Raw genomic sequence first — 15,307 nt, forward strand, 5'->3', positions numbered from 1 at the left:
ACTCCTCCGAGTACGAATCCGAATTTTAACCAAATCCGTAAGTTTGTCAATTATGAAAAAGTATTATCACGTTTTGCTTCTTATGCTCGGAATGGCAGGCACGCTGTTGTTGCAGTCCTGCGTGGACGAGTTGAGCCCAGCGGATGCGCTGAATCTTTCCGGAAACAGCCGAACCTATCCGTTAAATGCTGTAGACGGATCCGGGATTAGTGGAAATGTAGTCTTTGAAGAAGGAGAGGGTGGCTACACCAAGGTGACCATCAATCTGAGTGGTACGCCCAATGGCGGCGCACATCCTGCCCACATTCACGTGAACTCGGCTGCCGATGGAGGAGGCATTGCCATTTCCCTTCAGCCAGTGGACGGTACCACCGGTAGCAGCATAACGCTGGTAAATAAGCTGGACGACGGCACCTTTATTGATTATGAAGGGTTGATCCGCTTCGAAGGCCATGTCAATGTTCATTTGGCTTATGGGCAATTGGAAACCATCGTCGCCCAGGGCGACATCGGTGGCAACGCGCTGGACGGTACTTCCAAACAATACAACCTGCTTACCAAGGACGTGGCAGGTATCAGCGGCACGGTACTGTTTGAGAAAAGTGTGGCAGGATTTACTGTGGCAACCATTGACCTAAACGGAACGCCCGCGGGAGGATCTCACCCGGCGCACATTCATGCTAATTCCGCAGCCGAAGGCGGGGGAATTCTCATCTCCTTCAATCCGGTAGACGGAGCCACTGGTAGGAGCCGCACGATCATCCGAACCGACGATGCCGGGAATCCGGTTAGTTTCGAAGACATACTCAACATGGATGCCTATGTGAATGTGCACCTGGCTGCCAATCAGCTAGGAACCATTGTGGCACAGGGAGATATTGGCAGCAACGAATTGACGCAAAATTTTAAAGAATACCCGCTCAATGAACTGGCAGTGCCCGGTATTTCCGGATCCATCATCTTCAAAGAGCGTCTGAACGGATTTACATTGGCCAGCATTCAACTGGACAATACGCCGGAGGGAGGCATGCACCCGGCGCATATTCATGCAAATTCGGCAGCTGAAGGAGGAGGTATTCTTGTCAGTTTCAATCCTGTCAATGGCACTACCGGTACCAGCGAAACCACCATCCGCCAGCTGGATAACGGACAACCTTTGACCTACAACCAAATCCTGGATATGGATGGATACGTCAACGTACATTTGTCCATGAACCAATTGGCTACCATCGTTGCACAAGGTGACATCGGAGGAAACGAATTGACCGGCATGAGCAAAATGTATCCGCTCAACGAACTGGCGGTTCCCGGCATCTCCGGATCCATTACTTTTGAAGAACGGAAAAATGGATTCTCTCTGGCAACCATCGAACTCGCCAATACACCGGAGGGCGGCGTCCATCCGGCACATATTCACGCCAACTCGGCCGCTGAAGGCGGAGGCATACTGGTCTCCTTCAATCCGGTAGACGGAAGCACCGGCATGAGCAAAACCACGATCCGCTCCCTGGATGCGGGTGGACCGCTGACTTATTCCGAAATTATGGATATAAATGGTTACGTAAATGTACACCTATCCATGACGCAGCTGAACGTGATCGTGGCTCAGGGAGATATCGGAGAAAATGAGTTGACGGGCGAAATGAAAATGTATGCACTCAACGAATCAGCCGTACCGGGAATCTCCGGATCCATCACGTTCGAAGAGCGAAAAAGTGGATTTTCTCTGGCAACGATTGAACTTGACAACACACCCGACGGGGGGATTCATCCCGCACACATTCACGCCAATTCGGCTGCAGAAGGCGGAGGCATACTGGTCTCCTTCAATCCAGTTGACGGCACAACCGGCATGAGCAAAACCACGATCCGTACGCTGGATGCGGGAGGGACACTTACTTATGCGGAAATCCTGGACATGGACGGATACGTCAACGTACACCTGGCGCCGGATCAATTGGCGGTCATTGTGGCGCAAGGGGACATCGGGGGCAATGAGCTGACCGGGACCAGCAGCACCTACGCTCTGGGCGAGCTGGCGGTACCCGGAATCAGTGGAACAGTCACGTTTAATGAAAGGAAAAACGGATTCACACTGGCAACGATTATGCTTTCCAACACGCCGGAGGGCGGCATTCACCCGGCCCATATCCACGCCAATTCAGCCGAAGAGGGCGGAGGAATTCTGGTCTCGTTCGTACCTGTAAACGGTACCACCGGCATGAGCCATACCACCATCCGAGCCTTTGATAGCGGCGCCGCACTCACGTACCAGGACCTGTTGAGCATTGATGGGTACGTGAATGTACACCTTTCGGCCGACCAGCTGGGAGTGATCGTAGCTCAAGGAAACGTCGGAAGCAACGCTACTGCAGTTCCAGCATAAGATACAACATCCAGACTGCCTCAGACAGGCAGCCGGACTTGCTTCTCTTTAGTATGGGTTTATATTCGAAAAAACCGTGGCCATATTGGCTACGGTTTTTTTATCTTGTGCGCAAGACAAGCAAAAGGCTGTCAAAATCAAATCTCCCTCAGTCACCAAAGGCATGAATAACCAGCAACAACGCGTGCAACGCGCACTTCTTTGGCCACCCGGTTTTATCTGGTACATGGCACGGAAATTACCCTCTGTCCTCTTTTGGGGGATTCGAGTGGTTCAGTTGAATGTCAACCAGTGTCGGACCCGACTTCCTTTCACCTGGCGAACGAAAAATCCATTTCGGTCCATTTACTTTTCAGCCCTCTGCGGCGCAGCCGAACTGGCCAGTGGAGCACTTTGTCTGCTTCATACGAGCGGCGCGGGTTCTTATTCCATGCTGGTCACCGCATTTGAAGCGGAATTCGTAAAAAAAGCCACGCAGACCGTCACCATGGAATGTCTGGACGGACACCGAATACAGGAAGCGCTTCAGGCATTAGAGCATCCGGGCGATACGTGTCTGCTTCGCATGACGGTATGCGGACGCCATCCCGATGGAGAAACGCTGGCACACTTTAGCATCACCTGGTCGTTTAAGCGTAAGCATTCCTAGCGCCATTTCATGCGGTCTCCACGGCATGCCGGTCGATCACCTGTACCAACTGATGAGCAGGAACCACTCCGGATTGCCGCCAGACGGGTTTTCCATGTTGAAACAAAATCAGTGTGGGTACTCCCCTCACCTGAAATTTACTTGCGGCCAGAGGGTTTTTATCCACATCAATTTTAATAATCTTTGCCTTTGGCCCTACTTTCGCTGCCGTTTCCTGAAGGATTGGCTGCATCATTTGGCAGGGTCCACACCAGGTGGCATAGAAATCCACCAAAACGGGCTGCTCCCCACTAATTATTTCCGAGAAACTTTTTCCACTAGACATATAAAGTATTGTTTATTTATCAACAAAAGTAGAGCTAGCCTTGGTAAAAATCAGTAATAAAAATCACAAAGTGAGGTCGGGAGGAAGCACAGCCCTGTAGGATGTCCGAATGCCATGGATGTGATGCTCCGTGTGCCCATAGATAATGTGAATCAATGCAGACACGGACATGGGGCGACCGCTCACCGTTCCCTGGCGTGTCCCTATCCCAGCCGGAACCTGCTCCAGGAAATCCTTGAGTAATTCCCGGTGAAGCAGAAAGGAGCGCAGGAGCTGCTGTGGGGAGAGCGCATTAAAATCCGCTGTTTGCACATAGGCATCCTGATCAAAGTCGGGAAACCCGGCCTGTTCTCCCCTGCTGATACACAAGGCCCTGAAATGCATGATTTTCTCGGTATCCAGAATGTGTCCCAGAAGTTGATTAAGGGACCACTTATCCTTTTGATAGCCCTTCCTCGCTGTGGCAGGGGACAGACCCGTATACATCGACCGAATAAAATCCTCCTGCTGTTTGGCTAGCGGTTTCAACGCCTTGCCTGAAACCCGGTCGATATAGCTTTTATAAAAGGCGGGATAGGTTCCTGCCATTGGTGCTTGCAGTTCCATAGTAGTCTCCATTATTTTGTTAATTTTGCAGGACAAGATAAAAAAGAAAATACGCTATGAATCCATTATTGGAAAAATTCGATACCCCATTTGAAACCGCTCCCTTTGATCGCATCAAGAACGAGCATTTTTTACCGGCCGTGAAGGCAGCAATCCAGGGGGCCAAAGAAGAAATCGACCGGATAAAGGAGGAACGCCTTCCGGATTTTTCCAACACCGTGGTAGCGCTGGAAAATTCTGGGGAAAAACTATCCCGGGTGGCTTCTATTTTTTTCAACTTGAACGCGGCCGAAACAAACGATGAGATCCAGAAACTTGCCCGGGAGATCTCTCCACTGCTTTCGGCACATGGCAACGATGTATTGCTGGACGAGCAATTGTTTGACCGGATTCGTCAGGTATACCTGCAAAAAGAAGGGCTTCAACTCACCACCGAAGAAAGTCGGCTGTTGGAAAAAACGTACAAATCTTTTCTCCGCAACGGAGCCCTCCTTACCGGTGAAGACAAGGAAAGGCTGCGGGAAATCGACCAGCAACTCTCCCAATTGGGGCTGCGGTTTGGCGAAAATGTATTAAAAGAAACCAATGCCTTCGAGCTTATCATAACCGACGAAAATGACCTCGACGGACTTCCGGAGGGGATCATTGAGGCTGCTGCGCAGACAGCGGAGGAAAAAGGCAAGCCAGGCAGCTGGATCTTTACCCTGGCCTTTCCCAGCTACGTCCCCTTCATGACCTATGCCAGCAACCGGGAATTGCGGAGGCAACTGTTTATGGCCTACACCAGCAAAGCAGCAAAAGGCGATGCACTGGATAACCGGGAAATCATCAAAGAAATCGTTCGGTTGAAGGACGAGCGGGCCCGATTGTTGGGCTACCCGAATTATGCAGCCTTCGTACTGGAAGAACGGATGGCTGGAGACGGTAAGCAGGTACTGGACTTTCTCCACGACTTGCTCGAAAAAGCCCGGCCCAAGGCAGTTGCCGAAATGAAGGAACTGGAGGCCTTCGCCCAGGACCGGGATGGCCTGGAAAAAATCCAAAAATGGGACGTTAATTTTTATGCGGAAAAGCTAAAAATGAAGAAATACGAGGTGGACGACGAATTGTTAAAGCCCTATTTTGAGCTAAAACGTACGATCGGTGGAGTCTTCCAAACCGCCGAAAAATTGTACGGGCTTCGGTTCGAAGAAAATTCCTCCATCCCGGTATACCATTCCGATGTAACGGCCTACGAAGTGAAAGACGAGAAAGGAGCGCACCTGGCGGTATTCTATGCAGATTTTTTTCCGCGGGCTGGAAAGCGAAACGGTGCCTGGATGACGGTGTACCGCGGCCAAAAACGGGTTCAGGGCAAGGAACAACGGCCCCATGTTTCCATCGTATGTAACTTTACCAAGCCCACCAAAACCAAACCCTCATTGCTGACATTTAACGAAGTGACAACACTGTTTCACGAATTTGGTCATGCCCTACACGGCATGTTGGCAAACGGCACCTTTGAATCCTTATCCGGAACCAATGTTTACTGGGATTTCGTTGAACTTCCCTCGCAAATCTTTGAAAACTGGTGCTACGAGAAAGACTGCCTGGATTTGTTTGCCCGGCATTACGAAAGTGGAGAGCCCATACCACAACAGCTGATCGAGAAAATCAAAAAAGCTGCCAATTTCCATCAGGGATACCAAACCGTTCGGCAGATCAGTCTCGGGCTGCTAGATATGGCTTACTATACCGCGGACCCGAAAGCAATAACAGATATTTTCGCCTTTGAGCGAGACGTAATGAAGCCAACGGAACTGCTGGAGCCTGTACCGGGCAGCTTGATGAGCACCTCCTTCTCGCATATTTTCCAGGGTGGATATGCCGCAGGGTACTACAGCTACAAATGGGCGGAGGTACTGGATGCAGATGCATTTGAGCTATTCCTCGAAAAGGGAATATTTGATCCGGAAACGGCTCGCTCCTTCAAGGAAAACATCCTTTCGATGGGTGGACAGGAGCATCCGGAAATACTTTACAAACGATTTCGGGGAAGGGGACCGGAAACAACCGCGCTACTCAAGCGGGCCGGATTGCTTCTTTAAAGAAAAAGGGGCGCGTGAGCGACCCCTTTTGAAAAGGCATAGCAGAAAAACCTGACGTGCTGTATGCTAAAAAAGCAAAAAAATAACAGGGTTTCGAGTTAAATGATGATAAATCCGATTATCAACAACCATATGATAGCAGACACCATTATAAGTACCGTAAATTGTTTGTCTTTCATAGCTCTGAAATTTTAAGTATCAATCACGGAATTAAGATACAAAATTCAGCCTACAAAACAAAATTTTATACGTGTAAATAAATTTAACGCCTAACAAAAATCAAGTAATCACATGTAAAAAAATCAATTATTCAGCAGTTAAGGGAGCACGAACGACAAATAATCTTATTTATTTTAAAAATTTTTTATTTTTTTCCTTTTTTCCCTGCGTTTTGAAATTTTTCTGAAGCCGGGCTAGCCCGGGTGGTCGCGAGAGACAAGTGGCTCAACTCGTGGTAATGTTTTTGATTTTTGGACATGTTTTCGGCAGTCCAACGAATCCTCTTTCGTTTGGGATATTTCCTAACCGCGCAATCGCTTACCTGGCAGTAATGGCAGCAGGATTCGGGCAGACAGGGGTCGGCATGGACAAACACCTCGATGTAGCCCGGCATGTTTTTTTCGAGCACTTCTTCCACCTCCTCCACCTCGTCGTGAACCCGGACCAAGTCAAAGTAATAGGGCAAGGTCAGGTGCAAATCAATGTGACTGTCCCCCCCATACTGCTGCACCCGCATGTTGTGAATGTCAATCCAGTTGGCCTTCCGGTGCCGGTTTAGAATCCGCACTGCCAGGTTGACAATCTTTGGATTGGACTCGTCCATGAGCCCGGCTACAGACTGCCTGACCAATACGTATCCATTAAATACGATATAACCCGCAAAAGCCAGAGATAGTAGACTGTCCAACAGTACCCATCCGGTAAAATAAATCACACCAATTCCAGCGATCAATACAAAACTGGAAATGGCATCGGTGGATAGGTGCCGGCCGTCCGCTTCCAGGGTAATGCTGTGAAGGGATTTTCCTTTTTTTTGCAGCACATACCCCAGTACTCCGTTGACCAGCCCAGAAAAGCCTACCAGTGCCATGCCCAGGGGTAGCTCCGCCAGTACCTGTGGAAAAATCATGGCCCGAACCGACTGGTAAACGATAAAAACGCCCGCCAGGATGATCAGCGTCCCTTCGATCCCAGCGCTAAAAAACTCAATTTTCCCATGGCCGTAGGGATGGTTGCTATCCTTCGGCAAGGAGCTCAGGTAAATGCTGTAAAGCGCAAAAACAGAGGCGACCACGTTGACAATGCTTTCCAGGGCATCGGTCAAAATCGCATTGGAACCCGTCAAAAAATAAGAATAGAACTTGATTGCCAACAACAGCAAACTAACGATTACTGACCCTACAATAAGACGTGTTTTTTCCTGATCCACAATGTTCTTGCCCTGGTGTGGTGTCAAAATTAAGCTTATTCGGGGGCTTGAAAAAATAAACCCGTACAAAATAATCCTTGCCTGGCCCTATTTTACTATTCACGCCGGTTCGAGTTTTCAGGCACCTGAAAACAGGTGTAGATGAAACCATTTGTCCTCCGCCTGGCCGGGCAAGGGGAGTCATGCCCTTTTCCAAGCGCTAAGCTTGATTGAAACCAGGCAACCGAATGTACCCTGGACACTCGTCCTGCGTCCAGCCGGTACTCAAACCTAGCAAAATTGCCTGTTTTCTTCAGCATTTGTAGGAAACTCGCAGGAAATAATGAAGATTTAATCGAGGAATTGGTTACTTTAGGGCTAACCTTGCTTTGTTTACCTTTCCTTAGTTACAATGGTTCGAAAAACAATACCCATTCTCCTGATCCTCGCATGTACGAGCTTGCTTGATCTGAACGGACAAACCCGTTCCCAGCAAAAAAGTCAACCTTTACAGACCGGGTCGCCCGAAGCCGTGGGCTAATCAGCGGAACGGCTGGACCGTATCGACGCGATGCTGCAAGATGCGGTGAATGAAAACAGCATACCGGGCGCGGTAGCGTTGATTGCCCGCCACGGAAAAATCGTCTTTCACGAAGCATACGGGCAAGCCAATGCCTCGGGTACGCCCTTGCAAAAAGATGCCATTTTTCGCATCGCTTCCCAAACAAAGGCCATCACCTCCACCGCTGTGATGATGCTTTGGGAGGAAGGAAAATTTCAATTGGACGATCCCATTTCCAAATACATTCCAGAATTTAAAAATCCTCAAGTACTCGTTAACTTCCGGTACGCCGACACGAGCTATACGGCCCGTCCGGCCAGCAGGGAAATAACCATACGTCACTTGCTCACCCATACCTCCGGCTTGGGTTACGGTGTAATCGACGGAGACGAGCGAATGAAAATGCTTTACCAAAAGGCAGGCACCACGGATCTGTTTACCACTGAAAACGTCACGATAAAAGAGGTCGTGCGCAAGTTAGCCAAATTGCCTTTGCACCACGATCCCGGTACAAAATATACCTACAGCATGGGATTGGACGTATTGGGGTATTTCATTGAAATCATCTCCGGGATGACCTTTGAGCAGTTCCTTAACGAACGCCTCTTCGGGCCGCTGGGTATGGAAGATACAGGTTTTTACCTTCCCCGGTCCAAAGCAGACCGCCTGGTAGCCATTCAACACAAGGTAAACGGCCAATGGGAAAACTATCCGGATACGTTTTACGATGTGGATTACCCGATCAATGGATCCTCCTTTTTCTCCGGTGGTGCGGGCCTTTCCAGCACGGCAAAGGATTACGCAACCTTCCTTCAGATGTACCTGAATGGGGGTGAATGGAACGGCAAGCGGTTTCTGAGCAGGACCACCATCGCCAGTATGATGGCCGACCAAACGCAGGAGCTGTACGGTGGTGCCGAGCAACACTACGGACTGGCCTTTGGTGTCCTGACCGAGCGGGGTCAGGCAAAAGGGGGGCTCGGCAGCCCGGGAACGTTCGTCTGGGGTGGGTACTTCAATACCCAATATTTCGCTGATCCGCAGGAAAAGATCGTGGGCATTCTTCTCAAACAAACCCAAGGCCCCACAGGCGATCAAACGGCCTGGAAATTCAAGCAGATGGTCGGCGCCGCCGTCGATGATTGACCGAAATACCGATAATGAGTGACTAACGGCGCAATGGTTCCGGTAGTCTTAGGGTTGATAGACCGGTTCCGGATGCCGATCTGGCATGCCTGGATGGTAAAAATAAAGTTTGTTATCCTGGTATTGCTTCAGATGAAGAGGTAGCCTGCGCATAAAATCGTCAAAGTTACGTGTATCCGGGGCAGACCAGGCGCTTTCCGAGAGGGCCGCTATTCGTGGGAACAGTAGAAAATCCAACCGCTGCTCCCGGTCCACGGTCTCCGTCCAGAGATTGGCCTGGATTCCCAGTACCTTTTTCTGCTGGGTAGCATCAAGCCCAAGGTTTTCGGCCGAAAAATCGTACACTGCCTGTAGCGGCGCAAAGGCCCCCGCCCATTTTCTTCCGTACCGATGCGACGCTTTTTGCACAAAGTCAAAGTAAAAGGGGATACGGGGGCACAGCACCGTGGCATATCCCCCATTTAGCGCAGCAAAAAGCTGTTCTTTTTTGTCGTGACGCCACCAGAAAATGATGGTCTGATCCCTGGGCAGTCCGGCTTCGGCCATTTCATCCCAGGCGAGTACCTGGTTGTTCCAGCGAAACAAGGTATCTGCCATGCGTTTAAAAAAATAATCCTCCACCCCTTTCAATCCGGTCAGGCCTTCCTTTTGCATCAATTGCTGCACCTGCGGATCTTCGGGCCACATCTGATTGCCAAAACTGACCTCATCTCCTCCTAAATGGATCTTATTACCGGGAAAAAGCATGTCTACTTCTTTTAATATCCGACTCAGGTAGGTATAGGTACCTTCTCTGGCCGGATGAAAGGTAAAATCCGGGTAGCGATCGGACCCTCCCCCACTAAATTCGGGGTAGGCCCGATTGGCGGCCGTTGCATGCCCTGGCATGTCGATCTCGGGAATCACCTCTACCATCCGCTCCGCAGCGTAGCGGACGATTTCCCTTATTTCCTCCTGACGATAATAGCGTGCAGGGGCATTGGGATCCGAGTGGTTGCCAATCCCTCCTACCAATGCCAATCGCGGATAGGCCTGGATATCGATTCTCCAGCCCGGTGCATCGGTCAGGTGCCAATGAAAGGTGTTCAATTTGTAATACGCCATGTAATCGAGTAGTTGCTTCACCTTCTCCATGCCAAAGAAATACCGGGATTCGTCCAGCATCAGGCCCCTCCATTCGTACACAGGCCGGTCGGTGATGTGCCAGTTGGGCAATTGAAGGGTGCCCTCAGTCCCGGGAATCGACGCACGAATTAACTGCAAAAGCGAGACGACCGCATAGAACGCTCCTTTCTCCTGAGTAGCACTGAGCAGAATAGCGGATTCCCCGATCTTCAGCCGGTAGCCGGTACCCAGGCCGGGAACAAGTTGAAGCGAAATCCTTTTTCCGGTCACCCGGCCTTCAGAAAGGGAAATTCCAGTCATCCGCAAGAGTTCGCTTTGCAGAAAGGACGCCTGATTTGGAAAATCTCCTTTTTCCAGCACCACCGACCCATCCCAGGCAAAGGTTCCCTCCATCAGCGAATAACCCGAGGGGATGGGAATAATCTCAGGGCTTACCTGCCGCCCATACGCCGTGTGGTAAGAAACGATCCACCAACAAGCAACAACAATAAAAAGACGAGCCATTTGCGTTCATTTTGAATGGAATGTAAAACTACCAAAAAACACCCACCCATCACCCTTTACTGTCGCTGATCCGGGCATTTTATTCGGTTCTCGCGCCTACCCCCCATCTTCCCGGACGATCCGCGGCCTGCCGGGTTTTCGGAAGGGCCCGAGGGCAAGGCAAGACCGGTTTTTTTTATTGAACAGATACCCTTACCTTTCCTACAAACAAGTGAGACACATGCGGGTTAATTGGTGCAACATGGGAATTCGTTGGGTGGCATTCCTCTTGATAATGGGAAGTCCACTGATCGGTGTTGCACAGCAGGCGACTGCTGCGGAGTCCGACACGACGGAAATTTACCGGATTACCACCAGGGACGGAAACGAGTACCTGGGTACCATCATCGCCGAAGATGCCGTGCGGATCCACCTCAAAACGGAAAACCTGGGCGAAATCCGGCTATTCCGGTCTGACATCCTTCAGATCACGAAGCTGGACCGCCTACATCGGAAACGCGGGACGTATTGGTTTGCAAACCCACAGGCTACCCGCCATTTTTGGATCCCCAACGGATACGGTTTAAAAAAGAACGAATCGTATTACCAAAATGTATGGATTTTTTTCAATCAAGTGTCCACCGGTATTACCGACCATTTCTCCATTGGAGCGGGCATGGTGCCCCTGTTCCTTTTTGCCGGAAGCCCTACACCCGTTTGGGTGACACCGAAGGTCTCTTTTCCCGTTGTGCCAGAAAAATTAAATTTGGGAGCTGGCGTACTGGCGGGAACGATTATCGGGGTAGACGATGGTGGTTTCGGATTGTTGTATGGGCTTTCTACAGTTGGATCCAAGGATAGAAACCTTACCCTCGGGCTTGGCTGGGCCTATGCCAACGGAGGCATTGCCAACCGCCCCACCGTATCGCTGGCCGGAATGATCCGAACGGGGCCCAGGGGCTATCTCTTAACGGAAAACTACCTGATTGGCGCGGGTGGGGAATCCTTGGGCATACTATCCGCTGGAGGACGACGCATGGTCGGACGTTCTCAGCATTGATTTCGGATTATTCTTACCCTTGGTGGCTGCGCAAGGTTTTTGGGTAGCGATCCCCTGGCTGGGCCTCACGGTTCCTTTTGGAAAAAAATAAACCTGAAAAATACGGCAAGAGGTTTCGAACTGCCCGATTATTGTGTGGTTGGATTTCACCCAAAATCTAAAATACCTATCTTTGCGGGCTATGAGCGAGAAAAAATTCAAACGGTATACGGTTACTTCGGCGTTGCCATACGCCAATGGTCCGCTGCACATCGGGCATTTGGCAGGCTGTTACATTCCCTCCGACATCTACGTGCGCTACCTGAGGTTACAGCAGCGAGACGTGGTGTATGTTTGCGGCTCCGACGAACATGGAGTAGCCATCACCATCAAAGCAAAAAACGAAGGCATCAGCCCGCAGCAGGTGGTAGACCGTTACCACGAGATCATGAAGGATAGCTTCAGGAAATTCGGGATTAGTTTCGATCATTACTCCAGAACCAGTTCACCCGTCCACCACGAGACCGCCGGGCAGCTTTTCAAAGACCTGTACGACAAAGGCGAATTTTTAGAAAAAGAAACCGAACAATACTACGACGAAGAGGCAGCTCAATTTCTCGCCGACCGCTACATTGAAGGCACCTGTCCGAATTGTGGCCATTCGGAGGCCTACGGTGATCAATGCGAAAAATGCGGTTCCTCCCTCAGTCCTACCGACCTGATCGATCCAAAATCCAAGCTTAGCGGCAATACACCCGTGCTTCGAAAAACACGGCACTGGTTCCTCGACCTGGGAAAATATACACCGTTTTTGAAAAAATGGATATTGGAAACCCACGCACAGGACTGGAAAAACAACGTGCTGGGACAATGCAGAAGCTGGCTGGAAGCGGGAGACGGGCTACAGGCGCGCTCCATGACCCGGGACATGGACTGGGGAATTCCGGTACCCCTGCCAGAAGCCAAAGGAAAGGTACTGTATGTCTGGTTTGATGCGCCCATTGGCTACATTTCTTCCACCAAGGAGTGGGCTACGGAAAAGGGCCTGGACTGGGAGCCCTACTGGAAGGATTCGGAGACCAAGCTGGTGCATTTTATTGGCAAAGACAATATTGTTTTCCACTGCATCACTTTTCCCGCGATTTTGAAAACCCATGGAGATTTTATCCTGCCTGACAACGTTCCAGCAAACGAGTTTCTTAACCTGGAAGGACAAAAGATTTCTACCTCCAGAAATTGGGCCGTGTGGTTGCACGAATATTTGGAAGAATTTCCTGGCCAGGAAGACGTACTTCGCTACGTACTTACTGCAAATGCTCCGGAAACCAAAGACAATGATTTCACCTGGAAGGATTTTCAGGCGCGAAACAACAACGAATTGGTCGCGATTTACGGAAATTTTATCAATCGTGCCGTAGTGCTTACGCACAAGTATTTTGATGGAAAGGTACCGGACAGGGGCCAACTAGAGGCCGTGGACCAGGAAACGCTGGAGTTATTGAAAACCTACCCGGAAAAAATCGCTGTTTCCCTGGAAAAATTCCGTTTTCGGGAAGGATTGGCGCTAATGATGGATTTTGCCAGGACCGGAAACAAGTACCTTGCCGACACCGAACCCTGGAAAACCATCAAAGAGGACCGGGAACGCACAGGCACTATACTCTCTGTTGCGCTGAATATCGCAGCAAATCTTTCCATTCTCTCTGCCCCATTCTTGCCGTTTACCTCAGAAAAAATTAAGACTATGCTCGGAATAAAGGGCTTGCATTGGTCAGATGCCGGGCGGATGGACCTATTGACGGGTGGAAACCCGATCGGAAAACCCGAGCTTTTATTTCAGAAAATCGAGGACTCCACAGTAGAAGCGCAGGTTCAGAAATTACAAGCCAGTAAAAAAGAAAAAGAAGCCGCTGTGCATCAGGCCGACTCCATGAAGCCATTGATTTCCTTCGAGGATTTTGTCAAGATGGATCTGCGTGTGGTAACCGTACTGGAGGCCAAAAAAGTGAAAAAATCGAAAAAATTGCTTCAGCTGGAGGTAGACACGGGACTCGGCAAAAAAACGGTCTTGAGTGGTGTAGCCGAACAATTTGCTCCCGAGGATCTGGTCGGGAAGCAAGTGACCATGCTGATCAACCTCGCTCCAAAAAAAATGGCGGGCATCGCTTCGGAAGGAATGATTCTAATGGCATCCGATGGAGAGGGAAGCTACCGCCTGCTGGTTCCTCACGAACCGACGGCACCAGGATCTTCTATCAGCTGATCCAAAAAAAGGCGGTCATAAAAACAGGCTATCCGGGTAATTTGGGCAAACAATTTCCCTGCATCGTCGGTTCTGTTGTTGTTTGATTTTGACCCAACGTACATCCCACATGAAAACGCTTTTCTCTTCCTGCTTACTTATGTGTGTGACAGGCTTTTTTTCGGAAATAACACTGGATGAGCTGAGATGGAAAAACCGAATCCTATTGGTTTTTCCCGCGGCGACTTCACAGCCACTCGAACCGATGAACGAGCAATTGATCGCGGAAATAGAAGAACGAGACATGATTTATTTTATTTTCGGAGACTCCCTGATAAGCAACAGCGACTACACCTTCAAAGCAGCGTACACGGAGCAATTGCATGAACGGTACGCAAAGAACGCAAAAAACGGCTGTTACGTGCTGCTTGGCAAAGACGGGGGCAGCAAATTGCGGCGGGAACAGGAGCAAATCAATTGGGAGGAGCTTTTTGGGACCATAGATGCCATGCCCATGCGCAGGCGGGAAATGCGCGAGGACGGGAACCTACGATAAGATAGCCTGATGCGCATCGCTTAGGAATCTTTGAACCAACCGGTAATGCTGATACGCTCCTTATTCGTAGGCAACACTTCATGGGGCACTTCCCCACTCAAAAAAACGACCAATCGAGCTCCCAGGGGCAGCACGTCGCGGTGCTCCTCTAGCCCGTTTTCCGAAGTAAAATACATCCGCAGGGCACCTTCGTCATGGGCTTCCCACGCGTCGTTGAGGTACAGTATTACCGAAACTTTGCGGTAAAAAACCGATTGAAACTGATCGAGGTGCCGGAGATAAAAGGAGCCCGGCGGATACATGGCAAAATGCGCTTCAAACGAACGCAATCCCAGGTAACAGCGCTGATTGATTGCCGTTTGTAGCGCTGCCATCAGGCCCCAATAGGTTTGTTGAAGAGGTGTCAGCTGGTGTTCATCCATCCAGAGTACTTTGTCGCTTCGAATTTCCGGCAGAATGGCAAAGGACTCCCCGCTCCCAACGCCTGCGTGGCGAAACTGCCCGTGGTGCAACAAATCCCGCTGTTCTTTCAGCAGCTCTTTACGAAATGTTTCGGAAATATACTGATCGGTCAGGGACCATCCCTTCTCATACAGATCGGCCGCAATGCGCTCGTTCTTTTGTTGCCAATCCTCGGTTAGTTTTGCCTTCATGGGTACAAAGTTCGTCAAAAATACGTATAGTTTGAAAAAC

11 protein-coding genes and 1 pseudogene are annotated in these 15,307 nt (G+C 50.1%); 7 read left to right on the forward strand and 5 right to left on the reverse strand.

Annotated features, from left to right (window positions below):
* The first annotated feature begins 52 nt into the window (after nucleotides 1-52).
* Together ABWH99_RS16585 and ABWH99_RS16590 are read left to right on the forward strand one after the other, a co-directional pair.
* A complete protein-coding gene (locus ABWH99_RS16585; protein WP_375582945.1) occupies nucleotides 53-2,386 on the forward strand; it encodes a hypothetical protein in 2,334 nt (777 codons plus the stop codon).
* 76 nt (nucleotides 2,387-2,462) lie between these two features.
* Nucleotides 2,463-3,035 carry a DUF4442 domain-containing protein gene (locus tag ABWH99_RS16590; protein WP_375582946.1) on the forward strand — a complete coding sequence of 191 codons (573 nt, stop codon included), beginning with the start codon at nucleotides 2,463-2,465 and terminating at the stop codon, nucleotides 3,033-3,035.
* A 7-nt stretch (nucleotides 3,036-3,042) separates the two neighbouring features.
* Here the strand turns inward: ABWH99_RS16590 and trxA are convergent, their stop codons facing one another.
* A complete protein-coding gene (gene trxA / locus ABWH99_RS16595) occupies nucleotides 3,043-3,360 on the reverse strand; it encodes a thioredoxin (RefSeq protein ID WP_375582947.1) in 318 nt (105 codons plus the stop codon).
* 63 nt (nucleotides 3,361-3,423) lie between these two features.
* Entirely contained in the window at nucleotides 3,424-3,966 is a 543-nt protein-coding gene (locus ABWH99_RS16600) for a DinB family protein (RefSeq protein ID WP_375582948.1), read from the reverse strand.
* Nucleotides 3,967-4,022: 56 nt separating this feature from the next.
* Here ABWH99_RS16600 and ABWH99_RS16605 point away from each other — a divergent pair, with 56 nt between their 5' ends.
* Entirely contained in the window at nucleotides 4,023-6,053 is a 2,031-nt protein-coding gene (locus ABWH99_RS16605; protein ID WP_375582949.1) for a M3 family metallopeptidase, read from the forward strand.
* Between the two features lie 364 nt (nucleotides 6,054-6,417).
* Here the strand turns inward: ABWH99_RS16605 and ABWH99_RS16610 are convergent, their stop codons facing one another.
* Nucleotides 6,418-7,482 (reverse strand): cation diffusion facilitator family transporter, encoded by a 1,065-nt coding sequence (locus tag ABWH99_RS16610; RefSeq protein ID WP_375586591.1) that lies wholly within the window; start codon nucleotides 7,480-7,482, stop codon nucleotides 6,418-6,420.
* A 391-nt stretch (nucleotides 7,483-7,873) separates the two neighbouring features.
* On the opposite strand from ABWH99_RS16610, the pseudogene ABWH99_RS16615 reads away from it, so the two are divergent.
* Nucleotides 7,874-9,169 (forward strand): annotated as a pseudogene (locus ABWH99_RS16615) (serine hydrolase domain-containing protein).
* Nucleotides 9,170-9,217: 48 nt separating this feature from the next.
* Here ABWH99_RS16615 and ABWH99_RS16620 read toward each other — a convergent pair.
* Nucleotides 9,218-10,798, reverse strand: coding sequence for a beta-N-acetylhexosaminidase (locus tag ABWH99_RS16620; protein WP_375582950.1), 1,581 nt, complete (start codon nucleotides 10,796-10,798; stop codon nucleotides 9,218-9,220).
* 220 nt (nucleotides 10,799-11,018) lie between these two features.
* Between ABWH99_RS16620 and ABWH99_RS16625 the strand changes: the two genes are divergently transcribed.
* The 3 genes from ABWH99_RS16625 to ABWH99_RS16635 all read left to right on the forward strand — a co-directional run bounded on the left by ABWH99_RS16625 (nucleotide 11,019) and on the right by ABWH99_RS16635 (nucleotide 14,614).
* Nucleotides 11,019-11,837, forward strand: a complete 819-nt coding sequence (locus ABWH99_RS16625) for a hypothetical protein (RefSeq protein ID WP_375582951.1) — start codon at nucleotides 11,019-11,021, stop codon at nucleotides 11,835-11,837.
* A 181-nt stretch (nucleotides 11,838-12,018) separates the two neighbouring features.
* Nucleotides 12,019-14,079: a methionine--tRNA ligase gene (gene metG, locus ABWH99_RS16630; RefSeq protein WP_375582952.1), complete on the forward strand. Its 2,061-nt coding sequence runs from the start codon at nucleotides 12,019-12,021 to the stop codon at nucleotides 14,077-14,079.
* 109 nt (nucleotides 14,080-14,188) lie between these two features.
* On the forward strand, nucleotides 14,189-14,614 hold the full coding sequence (locus ABWH99_RS16635; RefSeq protein WP_375582953.1) for a DUF4174 domain-containing protein: 426 nt from the start codon (nucleotides 14,189-14,191) through the stop codon (nucleotides 14,612-14,614).
* Nucleotides 14,615-14,634: 20 nt separating this feature from the next.
* Here ABWH99_RS16635 and ABWH99_RS16640 read toward each other — a convergent pair whose 3' ends face one another.
* Nucleotides 14,635-15,267 carry a 2OG-Fe(II) oxygenase gene (locus ABWH99_RS16640; RefSeq protein ID WP_375582954.1) on the reverse strand — a complete coding sequence of 211 codons (633 nt, stop codon included), beginning with the start codon at nucleotides 15,265-15,267 and terminating at the stop codon, nucleotides 14,635-14,637.
* Nucleotides 15,268-15,307 lie beyond the last annotated feature (40 nt).

Origin of the sequence: Cyclobacterium xiamenense, from assembly GCF_042140265.1 — a bacterium.
In the GTDB taxonomy this organism is placed as follows: Bacteria; Bacteroidota; Bacteroidia; order Cytophagales; family Cyclobacteriaceae; genus Cyclobacterium; species Cyclobacterium xiamenense_A.